We start from the raw sequence: 11,986 nt of genomic DNA, 5'->3' as shown, positions 1-11,986 counted from the left end.
CTTTACCTGTGAGGCTTTTACCTGATTGCAGATCTTTAAGGGCTTGTTCGAAGTTAAAAGGTTGGGTCATGTGTCATTCCTGTTTTTGAATATTTTACTGAAATGACACAGAATTATGAACACTACCGATACGCCAATCCAAAAGCGTTAACTTGCTCATGCTTTGGCGGTTTATTTGAGATGACAAAATTGCCCGATTTCTACTTCAAAACAAAATGTTTGTTAATAAGTTGTTGGTTTGGTTTGGATAAAAAAACACCCCGCAGTGCGAGGTGTTTTTATCGGGTTAAGTATAACCCCTTGCGTTAGTCTTTATAACGCAGACTGCCGTTGGCTTTGATTTCGTCATACCATAAATTGTGGTGTTGGATTGCCCAGTTTTCGTCACAATAGCCTGACTTCATGCATTCCATACCACCTTCACTGAGCACAGTTGCCATCCAAATATGCACAATAGTAAAGGCAATCAGGATAACGGCACTGATCGAGTGGATCAGCAGCGCGCCCATCGAGGCTTCACGGGGTAGGTCTAAGCCGGGTAATACCAACATGATGCCAGACACACTGATAAACAGCCCGAATAGGGTCAGTGTCCAGAACCACATTTTCTCACCGGCGTTGGCAAAACCACTGTCAGGGTGTTTACCTTTGAATGGGCCAAAGTTGATATAGCCACCGACCACTAAGAACCATTTAAGATCGTACATCTTAAAGGTTTGAAGTGGCATCCATTTCACTACGCAGACAATCCACGCCATGATAAAGACGGGGCCAGCCCAGTCATGTACAGTTTTACTACCGTAGATCAGTGGTGCCCAGATATCTGGCCCAAGCAGTTCCTGCACGACATGCTTACCGAGCATAATAGTTAAGCCAGTAAACATCAGTGCAAGACAGCTAATTGCCATGATCCAATGGATCCACAAATCTGCCTTTGACCAACGTACAACCATCTTGCCCGAGAAACCGTGGCTGAGTTTTGAAGGACCATTCACCAGATAAAACAGTAAGAAAGCACCAAACACACCCGTCACGGCCAAGGCCATAATCGGGGTGATATATTGATTCCTTATTTCTTTACCTTGGTTACCGGCAACGTTAATCAATACCCCAGTTTCGACCCCTTTGGCCGTGGTATAGCCAGTTTCACCTGACTTTACCGCACGCCACAGATCGGCTTCGCTGGTTTGCGCTTTCGCCTGCTGTTGGCTCGATTGCTGATCACTTGCCAGTACTGAGCCTGCGCTCATGACTGAGCCAAGTCCCAATCCCATCACGAGTACCATCAGAGCAAACAGACTGCGCAGTGATTTGTTTAACTGTTTGTTTAACATTTTCACTCCTTGCCAGAGGTTAGGGATCACTCCCTAACCTTCACTCTGCTTAGTTAATCTCACCGGTTTTTGGGTTGTAGCCCCAAATCACGTTAGGATTGCCTCGAGATGCCATACGTTGACGGTAAATGTTTGATACCACTTCCGCATCACCCGCGAGCAGTGCTTTAGTTGCACAAAGCTCTGCACACATAGGTAGCTTGCCTTCAGCAATACGGTTGGCACCGTATTTCTTATGCTCGGCTTCGGAGAAGGTTTCTTCTGGGCCACCGGCGCAGAAGGTACACTTATCCATTTTACCGCGGCTACCAAAGGCGGTTTTCTTCGGAAATTGCGGTGCACCGAATGGACAGGCATAGAAGCAGTAACCACAACCGATACAGGTATCTTTGTTGTGCAGCACAATGCCATCGTCAGTACGGTAGAAACAATCTGCCGGACATACGGCCATGCAAGGAGCGTCGGTACAGTGCATACATGCGACTGAAATCGATGCTTCACCTGGTTGACCATCGTTAATTGTCACCACGCGGCGACGTTGAATACCCCACTCCAGCGCGGAGTCGTTTTCGTTTTTACATGCTGTGACGCAGCCGTTACACTCGATGCAGCGTTTGGTGTCACACAAAAATTTCATGACTGCCATAATGGCTTATCTCCTCATCAAGTTGGTTAGGCTTTGCTTATCTGGCACAAGCTGGACTTCGTTTCTTGCATCTGAGTCACAACGTCATAGCCGTAAGTTAAAATGGTGTTTGCCGACTCACCTATCACATAAGGCACAGTGCCTTCTGGATAGTTTTTCGCTAGGCTTTCGCCTTCAAATACCCCTGCGAAGTGGTACGGCATAAAACATTCACCCGGTACAACCCGTGGCGTCACCATTGCCTTCACTGTGATCTTGGCGCCTTCAGGGCTATGAACGAAGACATTGTCACCGTCACGAATACCACGGTCAGCAGCGTCTGCCGGGTTCATTTCGATAAACATTTCTTGTTGTAGCTCGGCTAACCAAGGGTTAGAACGAGATTCTTCACCACCACCTTCGTATTCCACTAAACGACCAGAGGTCAGTGTCAGTGGGAAACCTTGGGTAAAGTCCTTATCCTGAATCGACTTATAAAGTGTCGGTAGACGCGCAACCATACGGTCTTCGTAGGTTGGGTACTTAGCGACTAAGTCACGACGAGGAGTGTAGAGTGGTTCGCGATGCAGTGGGATATCATCTGGGAAAGTCCAAACGATACAACGTGCTTTCGCGTTACCGTAGGGAATACAGCCATGTTTAATGGCAACACGTTGAATGCCACCAGAAATATCTGTCTTCCAGTTTTTGCCTTCGGCGTGTTTTTTCTCTTCTTCGGTTAAATCGTCCCACCAACCCAATTGCTTGAGCATATCGGCGGTAAATTCGGGGTAACCATCTTGGATTTCACTACCCTTAGAGTAAGTGCCTTCAGCAAGAATATTGACGCCATTGTGCTCAACACCATAGCGGGCACGGAAGTTACCACCACCATCTTTAACGTGTTTGGCTTCGTTATACAGAATTTGGGTGCCAGGGTGTTTCATCTCTGGCGTGCCCCAACATGGCCATGGTAAGCCATAGGTCTCACCCTTGGCTGGACCTCCCGGTGCTTCTAGGCTGTCAGCATTAAAAGTACCCCAGTTTTCTTGGTGCATTTTTAAGCGTTCTGGGCTATGTCCTGTGTAGCCGATTGTCCACATACCTTTGTTAAATTCGCGGGTAATATCTTCAATCAATGGCTCATCACCGTTGACTTTGATTTGTTTGAACAGTTCTTTATCTATGCCTACTTTCTTAGCGAGTTTGCACATGATCACGTGATCTGGCAGTGATTCGAACAGCGGCTCTATCACCTTCGAACGCCATTGAACTGAGCGGTTTGTGGCTGACACTGAGCCGTAGGTTTCAAACTGAGTCGCAGCGGGTAGCAGATACACCCCATCCTTACGTTGATGCATCACGCCTGCCATGGTTGGGAATGGGTCCACGACCACCACAGTATCCATTTTATTCAGTGCTTCACGTACTTCGCGGCCACGGGTTTCAGTGTTGACCGATTGCCCCCAGAAGAACGCTAAACGAATATTGTCCTTTTGCGCGATTTTGGTTTTATCTTCAAGTACGCCATCGTGCCAGCGAGAGCAGGGAATACCGGTTGAAGTTTGTGGTGTTTGACCTAAGTATTCGCCTTGGTCGAAACGGCTTGCGACCCATTTAGGATCGAGATCCCACACATTGGCCCAGTGGTTCCATGCTGCAGTGGTTAAACCGTAATAACCGGGTAAGTTATCGAATAACAAACCAAAGTCAGTTGCACCTTGTACGTTATCATGGCCACGGAAAATGTTAGTACCACCACCAGGAACCCCCATGTTACCTAAAGCTAATTGCAATAAGCAGTATGAGCGGGTATTGGCATTACCGACGTGGTGCTGAGTACCACCCATACACCAAATAATGGTGCCGGGTTTGGTTTCAGCCATCATCTTGGCAACACGATACATTTGTGCCTTAGGTACGCCCACTACGTTTTCAACTTCTTCTGGGGTGTACTTTTTCACTTCTTCGCGGATACGTTCCATGCCGTAAACACGATGCTTGATAAATTCTTTATCTTCCCAGCCATTTTCAAAAATGTGCCATAACAGGCCATAAATGAACGGAATATCGGTACCTGGGCGGATATGCACGTACTCATCAGACTTAGCCGCAGTACGGGTGAAACGAGGATCAACGACAATAATTTTGGCGCCGCGCTCTTTACCAATCAAAATATGTTGCATTGCAACTGGATGAGCTTCACTTGGGTTTGCCCCAATAAACATGATGCACTTAGAGTTGCGAATATCGTTAATCGAGTTAGTTTGCGCACCGTAGCCCCAAGTGTTTGCAACACCGGCTACTGTGGTAGAGTGACAAATACGGGCTGAGTGGTCGACGTTGTTCGTGCCCCACAATGCGGCAAATTTGCGATATAAATAAGCCTGTTCATTTGAGAACTTAGCACTACCCATAAAGTAGATAGAATCTGGACCTGATTCTTGACGAATCGCCATCATCTTATCGCCCACTTCATTGATGGCTTGATCCCAAGAGATCTTCTTCCACTTACCGCCTTCTAACTTCATTGGGTATTTCAGGCGTTTTTCGCCATGGCCGTGCTCACGCAGAGCAGCACCTTTAGCACAGTGACCGCCTTGGTTGAATGGATGGTCAAATGCGGGTTCTTGGCCTGTCCACACACCGTTTTGTACTTCAGCATAGATACCACAACCCACAGCGCAGTGAGAGCAAATGGTACGCTTAACTTCGGTCGGTGCATTGTGGGGGATATCTTTGGCTTCTGCTTTACGCATCATGCCAGTACCTAGCATTGACGCTGCAGCAATACCACCAGTGGCAAGACCTGCCGATTTTAAAAATTGGCGACGATTGAGACCGAGGGCGGGCGCTTTAGGCTCGACAACTTGGTCTGTTTTGCGGGTTAATCGCATCACACACACTCCTCTGGTTAGTTGTTCAACGACGCATAGTAATTACGGATATGGTCGGTTTCGCGATAGTTGTCACTCTTAGGTTCGCTTGGGGCAACAGTGGGGGTCGCAGCCAATGCTTGGCTACTCACAGTCGCTACCGCGCCAGCCGCACTGCCGAGTGCTAATGCTTTGAGCAGTTGACGGCGGCCCATGTCGGAAGCTTGCTTCTTCATAGTGTCTCCTTGTGTTACTAAATGAGGTGATACAAACCACGACCACCTCGGTTACTGTGGAAGCCTAAGCTTCCTTTTTGTGGCAAAGGTGAACGTTAAGTCCACCTTTGCCTATCAAACTTATACGCGATAGACAGCAAGATACTGCTCGCAAATTACCTAAAGTTTAGTTCATTAATTCCGCTTGTTTTTCGATATCGCTGGCAGCGGGTTGTAGCTCCGCACTGCCAGGGCAATTCACAGGAATGTCTAAACTGAGTTGCTCAAACTCGGTGGCTTCCATCTCGAAAAACGCTTTAGCAAGCTGAGCGACCGTAGCGTAAAAGGCGGCACTAGGTGCTTTACCTAGGTTGTCGCAGAAGCGCTGAATCCAACTGCCAATATGGCGTTGGTAAAACGCTAGTTGACGATAACCTGGAGCCTCAAGAATTAATGTGCCCATCACTTCACACAGAGCAGCCACATGATCTTCGGGCTCTTTGACGTTTTCTTCGCGCTCAAAACCGAGTTGCATCAAGTCTTGGCGCAGCAGTGCTAAGGGTTTGTCCATTAATGAGCCAGTCATAAACCAACTGCCATAGGGCAAGATTTCGCCACAACCCACACCGAGGAACAGTGCAAAATACTCATCTTCTAATTGTTCACTGCTGAATTGCTTTGCAGCCAGTTGTACAGATAACCAAGCCTTGGTCATCTCATTGTCTTCATTGGCATCGATTTCAAGGTTGGCCAAAAATTGCAGCAGCTCAGGGCTAGGATGGCGACGCAAAAGGGCGGCAAACAGTTGATAGATATCGGCTCTCAACTGATCGTTTTCTGATACTTGTCTTACTGATTCGGTCATAGCGGATCTCTTATCGCAGTTGCTTTTCAGGATCTTGAAGAATGTCTTCAAACATGTCTTTTACCCGGCAATCACCACACATTTTCAAGCGTTCAATATTGGCTGAAAATGCACTGTGCGCGCCGACCATATCCAGCATCCGATGCACCATAGATTGGGTCGCAAAAGGAGAGCCGCAGCGAATACATTCGAACGGGGCTTCTTCTTTCAGGGTTTGTAATTGCTGACGAGCAGCTTTATCAAAGTTAATTTGTGGCGTCAGGCTGATGACCTTTTCAGGGCAAGCCGCCTCACATAAGCCACATTGCACACAGTTTTGCTCAATAAAGTGTAGTGCAGGTTTGTCGCCACCATCTTGTAATGCCATGGTGGGGCAAATCGCCACGCAGGACATACACAGGGTACATTTCTCGACATTGACGCTGACGTTGCCGTAGGGAACGTTGTTGATACTTAAACAGCTGTTGATTTCACCCGCTTGGCTGTTTAGATGGTCAATCGCATCAAACAGAGTGTTACGTTTGCTGGTGGACGCAAAAGCGCCGGGCACAATCACTGGCCAATCGAGGCTGATGTCGAGCACAGGCTCCAAATTCGCCAGCATGCTTGGGTCGATAAGACTCAAGCGCTGCGGTTGACCCATTTCATCTAAAATGCTGTTGGCTAAAGCCAGTTCACCTTTCAACATTTGTGTGAGCGTGGGTGCTGTTGCCTCGGTATTGAGGATTAACACTTGGCGTGCGCCCCAAGCCAGTGAAGCTAACCAATGGTCAATGCTGGCAACGGTGATTTCTTCGAGGGCGACAGGGAGCACATCCCCGGCTAAGTCGTCCCCTATCAAGCTCGCGCCGACCGCGTTGTCGTGGAACAATATCACGGGTGCTGTTTGCGCTTGCTCACGGTAACGACTGATAATTTTATTCAGGTAAGAATGCAATGCCTGTGGTGTCGGTAAGTCATAACCAATCGCACCCGTTGGGCAGGCGCTCGCACAGCTGCCAGCGCCGTGGCAGAGGTAAGGATCGACCTCAATTTTCTTGGCGACACTGCTAATTGCATCGGCAGGGCAAAAGTTGAGGCAACGGTTACAGCCGTTGATGCCATTACGGTCATGGGCGCACAGGTCGGCATTGATTTTGACGTAACGGGGTTTATCAAATTGCCCTACCAGTTCGGGGAGTTGCTCTAGTGCATCGGCGAGCTTTATGTCGTCTTGGCCAACATAGAAATATCCCGGAGGTAGCATTTCAAGATTCAAGCAAGGTGTGCTGCTTAAATCGAGTATCAAGTCAAAGTGCGGTTTACGAATGGCGACAACACTCAATTCCGCTGCACCGTTTTGATGCTCAACGCTAACTTGGAACTGCCCTAAAAATCCTTTAATACCGATGAGTTTGTTGTAGTAACTTTCGACATTCGTGGCGGCAGCCATCACCTGCTCAAGGTGTGCTTCATCTTGGCTGGTAATGGCTTCGTTCGCTAAAATGACGCGGCTTGCCATAGTGGACAATTTGTCCGCTGCGAGGCGTGCGAGATCCTCAGGGCCAATAATTAGCACTGTGCCTTCAGTGGTGTAACTCACTGTTGGCGGGATCAGATTCTGTAAAATCTGTGTTTGGGCTAACACATTTTGCCGCGCTTGTTTTAGCGCAGCCTGGGTTTGGTTGGTTGTCAAATGAGTGCTCACATTGCGTTCCTGAACAGTACGTTGGCTGCTCTTTTATCGCTGTTTTGTTACAGATTCAGGCATTGATTTGATACTAAGTCATTGCCTTTTCTGCTTTTATCTAAGTTTTGTACTCTTAGTACAGCAATTCACATACCAAAGTTATAGACATAAAAATTAGCTAAACTGACATTAAACAACTGGCTTTTGCATCTGAGCTAATGGCTCTGGTGCATTTTGGGGTAGGTCATCAGTCTCCCCATCCAAATTGTCCGCAATCGGTATGGTGGCTAATTCGGTTTCGATATCACTGTTTTTTGATTCGATGGTATTTTCTTCACCGATCACTACATCGTCTGGTGTTGAGGTCGGTTCGATCTCTGATTCTTCACTGTCTTTGGTGATATAGCGGAATACTTTCTGGGCTAATTCAGCTGAGACTTCGCGTGTTAGTTTCGGTTGGTTGCTGTAATCAAGAGCATATTCCAAAAGACCATCTATCTCATTGAAATGCGGTTGTTTCCAAAGGGCGCGTAGCGCTGCCGTTTTTGCTGCTGGGTCAACATTCGCCCCCATAAACTGAGCGAAACTGCCACCAATCTCAATCTCGTCAGGATTAGGGAGATCTTCTGCCGTGAGGATGCGATGAGGGTCTTCATTTGCCTGGCTAAGCGCATCTTGTGATTCTTGCGCAGCGGTAGGCTCTTGAGTGATCTCTTCTGCCTTATTATCAACAAGTTCTTCCGCAGTCGTTTGCGTTTTAACAGCGGCTTCTTCAGCTGCCACTTGCTCACGACGTTGACTCCAACGGCTAAAAAAACCGTTTGCCTTTGGGGTTGAATCAGTCATTAGTCCCTCCGCAATGGATCGTGGCTTGGACCTTGATTTTTACGGTGATCGACATGCTTACGACGATAAGCAGCGATTTCAACTTCACCATATTGAGTGATAAAGGCTTCGATCCAACAGGCAATCGCTTCAGGCATTAGCGTGTTGATTACGGGCGTATTGCCTTCAAGACAGCCCGCAGCAACATTTTGATCTGCCGAAAGTAACGCGGGTACCCAAGTACCGTCTGCCATTTCATCACAGACTAAGTACAACATCGCATTGTCCATATCGAGGTTGATGCGGTAACTGGCGCGCTCATCTTTGTGCAGCTCTAGCAGTACTAAGGTCGCTCCTTCGGGGGCTTCGTGGGTTGCGGGAAGTAAATGATCGATTTCCCATTGTACTGAGGTCCAACGACCCATCTGTTTCTCTACTTTTTTGAGTGAAACGTACATGGGCCAAACACTAGTAGTATGTTGCATTGTCTCTCCGTTTCAACCGTAAGGGAGATAAGCCTTAGCATCCGGCGCTATTTCCCCTGCTTATCGTGATAAAAGGTCACTGCAATATTAATGCCATTAAACAGGGGGAATTAGTTTGAAGTGGATCATCAAAATAGGGTTAAAAGCGAGACATTTTGTCTGAGTGGACATTTTGTCTGAGACATTTTGATGCGCCAGAATGTTTCGTATTGCGACGGATCACGCATTTAGCCCTGAGTTTTATACCTAGGTATAAATATTGCTATGCTGATGCCATCACTCGTAAAGCGGTAACATTATGATTTCTGATAACAGTTCTAATATTGCTCAGCAGATGCTCGCCAATGACCATCCTTCTCTACCCAAGCGAAGCTTTTCCTTTGTAAAAACTCAAGCTGAAGTGCCGTTAACTATTGCCGTCAAAGCAGTGGATGAGTCAGGAGTGGTTATTGATAAGCATGTTGCCTGTGAGCGACCTTTAACGGTTTATCTGAACTGGCGCCCGATAGTGACCCTGATGACATTGGGGGCAAAGCCTGAGTCATTAGCTCTTGGTTATCTTAAAAATCAGGGTTTTATCTCGGATGTTGCTCAATTAGAGTCTGTAATTGTTGATTGGGATGTGAATTCTGCCGCGGTATTAACGCATGAGCACACCGCCGATCTCGAACAAAAGTTATCTGAAAAAACCGTTACTTCCGGCTGTGGCCAAGGGACTGTATATGGCAGTTTTATGCAGGATTTAGATGGTATTCAGCTACCTACCCCAAGCCTTAAGCAGAGTACGCTCTACAGCTTGCTCAAAAACATCAATGAATATAATGAGACCTACAAAAATGCAGGTGCAGTGCACGGCTGTGGTGTTTGTGAAGCTGACCAGATCCTTGCTTTTGTAGAAGATGTTGGCCGTCATAACGCGGTGGATACCTTGGCGGGAGATATGTGGTTAGCACAGGATCGGGGCGATAACAAAATCTTCTATACCACAGGACGGTTAACCTCGGAGATGGTGATTAAGGTCGCCAAAATGGGGATACCCGTATTGCTGTCGCGAAGTGGTGTAACGCAAATGGGTCTGGAGCTTGCCCAAAAACTTGGTATCACGATTATTGCTCGGGCCAAAGGGCGTCACTTTTTGGTCTACCACGGTAGTGAAAATCTCGAATTTGATGTGAATACCAACTCCGATAAATAGCGACCGGACTCAAAAGAGATAGACGACAAGGATATAAGATGACATCCGCCAGTGAATTGATTTACATGAGCGCGAAGCAAGTTGCTGAGTATTTAGATCTTAATGAGAAAAAGGTTTACGCGATGGCGAATGACCGAATTCTTCCCGCAACAAAAATCACCGGCAAATGGTTATTCCCTAAGGTGCTGATTGACCGCTGGGTGATGGACTCCTGCCATAGCGGTATGTTAACTGACAGACTATTGATTACTGGTAGTGATGATCCTCTGTTGTCAATGTTAGTGGCGCGTTTGATGGCGCAGGTTGGTAGTCGTGAGCTTATTAGTTACAGTGCAACAGGCTCTCGTTTGGGGTTAGAGTTATTAGCTAAGGGCTATGCTGATGTGTGTACCTTGCACTGGGGGAGTATGGAAGATAGAAATATCCGCCATCCAGCATTGCTTAAAGGTTATCAAAACCACCAACAATGGATCATGGTGCACGGCTATTCCCGTCAGCAAGGCTTGATCATGCGTACCGATATGCACCACAGATGTCAAGAGGAGGATAAAGTTCTCAGTTTGCCTTGGCGCTGGGTCAGTCGCCAAGGCGGCGCTGGCAGTCAGCAGCATCTAGAGCAGTGGCTATTAAAGCAAGGTGCACGTTTAGATCAGCTTAATATCATACTCACAGCTTATAGTGAGCGTGAACTTGCAGGCTATATTGCACGTGGAGATGCAGATATTGGTTTTGGTTGCCAGTCTGTTGCTTTAGAGAGCGGTTTAAGCTTTGTGCCACTGATCAGGGAGTCCTTCGACTTTGTGATGCCACAAAGTATTTACTTTCGCAGGCAGCTACAACAACTGTTTACTATGTTAAGCAGTGGGCATACTCGGCAAATGGCGGCTCTTTTAGGGGGATATGATCTTACCGATTGCGGACAGCTTCTTTGGAGTGCAAGTTAAGTACCTATATATGTACGTATAAGTGAATCACTACACGCTACTTTATAGCTTATATATGTATAAAGTAGCGGCTGACACCAATAGCCTTCATCTTGCTTAATAATGTAGAGCTCCAAATTTACCGCCTCATTTAATTCTTTTTTCTATCTTTAGCACACACTCGTTTACTCAATAAAGGCTCGCTGTTAGGTTTGTTTTACGCATAAATCCAGCGTTTGTGGATAACTCTGGGTATAACAAGTGTGTAGGTTGTGGCTAGCTTGGGTGTAACAATCTATTTGAAAATTAATCATAAAAACCTGAAAAAAGCGCTTGCACAAAAAGTTTCGCTGCCTATAATGCGCATCCACTGACACGGCAGACAGCGAAAGCGAGCGCGGTTTCAGTTCGAATCGAATGCAAAATGTGCAGTTGATTCGAAAGCCTCAAGAAGTTTGCAAAAACGCCTTGACGCGACAAGGGAAATGCGTAGAATACGCAGCCCTGGCCCGCTGAGCGGTAACGCAAGCGATGAGGTCAAACGCTCTTTAACAATCTAAACAAGAAATCTGTGTGGACACTCACAGGTGTTGAGTTAATCGAAATTACTCTGCCGTTTGGCGAGTAATCAAAGAATTAAATCAATGAATGAGTGTTCATAGCAATATGTACAAAGTTTTGGTTTCGCTTTTTTAAAAGCGGAAACAAACGACAGAATTCATTGAGTCGTTTAACGCGAGTTAAACAAAAAAACTTTTAATTGAAGAGTTTGATCATGGCTCAGATTGAACGCTGGCGGCAGGCCTAACACATGCAAGTCGAGCGGCAGCACAAGTAAGTTTACTTATGAGGTGGCGAGCGGCGGACGGGTGAGTAATGCCTAGGGATCTGCCCAGTCGAGGGGGATAACAGTTGGAAACGACTGCTAATACCGCATACGCCCTACGGGGGAAAGAGGGGGACCTTCGGGCCTC

General features: G+C 47.0%; 10 protein-coding genes and 1 rRNA gene. 3 read left to right on the top strand and 8 right to left on the bottom strand.

Annotated elements, in window-relative coordinates; genetic code table 11:
- Window positions 1-305: 305 nt before the first annotated feature.
- The 8 genes from AEA42_RS00755 to AEA42_RS00720 form a co-directional block, all read right to left on the bottom strand.
- Window positions 306-1,334, bottom strand: a complete 1,029-nt coding sequence (locus AEA42_RS00755; RefSeq protein WP_037423454.1) for a formate dehydrogenase subunit gamma — start codon at window positions 1,332-1,334, stop codon at window positions 306-308.
- A gap of 49 nt (window positions 1,335-1,383) precedes the next feature.
- Window positions 1,384-1,980: a formate dehydrogenase FDH3 subunit beta gene (gene fdh3B / locus AEA42_RS00750; RefSeq protein WP_011074129.1), complete on the bottom strand. Its 597-nt coding sequence runs from the start codon at window positions 1,978-1,980 to the stop codon at window positions 1,384-1,386.
- 26 nt (window positions 1,981-2,006) lie between these two features.
- Entirely contained in the window at window positions 2,007-4,856 is a 2,850-nt protein-coding gene (locus AEA42_RS00745; protein ID WP_037429190.1) for a molybdopterin-dependent oxidoreductase, read from the bottom strand.
- Between the two features lie 17 nt (window positions 4,857-4,873).
- The gene (locus tag AEA42_RS00740) at window positions 4,874-5,071 is read right to left on the bottom strand and encodes a twin-arginine translocation signal domain-containing protein (RefSeq protein ID WP_011074127.1); all 198 of its coding nucleotides are present in this window, start codon (window positions 5,069-5,071) and stop codon (window positions 4,874-4,876) included.
- 166 nt (window positions 5,072-5,237) lie between these two features.
- Window positions 5,238-5,915 (bottom strand): molecular chaperone TorD family protein, encoded by a 678-nt coding sequence (locus AEA42_RS00735; protein WP_055646689.1) that lies wholly within the window; start codon window positions 5,913-5,915, stop codon window positions 5,238-5,240.
- A 10-nt stretch (window positions 5,916-5,925) separates the two neighbouring features.
- Window positions 5,926-7,602: a 4Fe-4S binding protein gene (locus tag AEA42_RS00730; protein ID WP_139122613.1), complete on the bottom strand. Its 1,677-nt coding sequence runs from the start codon at window positions 7,600-7,602 to the stop codon at window positions 5,926-5,928.
- Window positions 7,603-7,773: 171 nt separating this feature from the next.
- Window positions 7,774-8,430, bottom strand: coding sequence for a DUF3306 domain-containing protein (locus AEA42_RS00725; protein ID WP_055646688.1), 657 nt, complete (start codon window positions 8,428-8,430; stop codon window positions 7,774-7,776).
- Window positions 8,430-8,894: a DUF3305 domain-containing protein gene (locus tag AEA42_RS00720; RefSeq protein WP_055646687.1), complete on the bottom strand. Its 465-nt coding sequence runs from the start codon at window positions 8,892-8,894 to the stop codon at window positions 8,430-8,432. The genes AEA42_RS00725 and AEA42_RS00720 overlap by 1 nt, the downstream gene beginning before the upstream one ends.
- A gap of 298 nt (window positions 8,895-9,192) precedes the next feature.
- On the opposite strand from AEA42_RS00720, the gene AEA42_RS00715 reads away from it, so the two are divergent.
- The 3 genes from AEA42_RS00715 to AEA42_RS00705 all read left to right on the top strand — a co-directional run.
- Window positions 9,193-10,089 (top strand): formate dehydrogenase accessory sulfurtransferase FdhD, encoded by an 897-nt coding sequence (locus tag AEA42_RS00715; RefSeq protein ID WP_055646686.1) that lies wholly within the window; start codon window positions 9,193-9,195, stop codon window positions 10,087-10,089.
- Window positions 10,090-10,127: 38 nt separating this feature from the next.
- Window positions 10,128-11,033 (top strand): helix-turn-helix transcriptional regulator, encoded by a 906-nt coding sequence (locus AEA42_RS00710; RefSeq protein WP_037423474.1) that lies wholly within the window; start codon window positions 10,128-10,130, stop codon window positions 11,031-11,033.
- A 736-nt stretch (window positions 11,034-11,769) separates the two neighbouring features.
- Window positions 11,770-11,986 (top strand): 16S ribosomal RNA (locus tag AEA42_RS00705); the annotation flags it as partial.

It is taken from the genome of Shewanella sp. Sh95 (genome assembly GCF_001308045.1).
In the GTDB taxonomy this organism is placed as follows: Bacteria; Pseudomonadota; Gammaproteobacteria; order Enterobacterales; family Shewanellaceae; genus Shewanella; species Shewanella xiamenensis.
This window is presented reverse-complemented; position numbering and strand designations above follow the sequence as displayed.

Coding starts and splice junctions, on each gene's coding strand:
- AEA42_RS00725 (WP_055646688.1), bottom strand. CDS start 8,430: ATGACTGATTCAACCCCAAAGGCAAACGGTTTTTTTAGCCGTTGGAGT.
- AEA42_RS00735 (WP_055646689.1), bottom strand. CDS start 5,915: ATGACCGAATCAGTAAGACAAGTATCAGAAAACGATCAGTTGAGAGCC.
- AEA42_RS00710 (WP_037423474.1), top strand. CDS start 10,128: ATGACATCCGCCAGTGAATTGATTTACATGAGCGCGAAGCAAGTTGCT.
- fdh3B (WP_011074129.1), bottom strand. CDS start 1,980: ATGGCAGTCATGAAATTTTTGTGTGACACCAAACGCTGCATCGAGTGT.
- AEA42_RS00740 (WP_011074127.1), bottom strand. CDS start 5,071: ATGAAGAAGCAAGCTTCCGACATGGGCCGCCGTCAACTGCTCAAAGCA.
- AEA42_RS00715 (WP_055646686.1), top strand. CDS start 9,193: ATGATTTCTGATAACAGTTCTAATATTGCTCAGCAGATGCTCGCCAAT.
- AEA42_RS00755 (WP_037423454.1), bottom strand. CDS start 1,334: ATGTTAAACAAACAGTTAAACAAATCACTGCGCAGTCTGTTTGCTCTG.
- AEA42_RS00745 (WP_037429190.1), bottom strand. CDS start 4,856: ATGCGATTAACCCGCAAAACAGACCAAGTTGTCGAGCCTAAAGCGCCC.
- AEA42_RS00720 (WP_055646687.1), bottom strand. CDS start 8,894: ATGCAACATACTACTAGTGTTTGGCCCATGTACGTTTCACTCAAAAAA.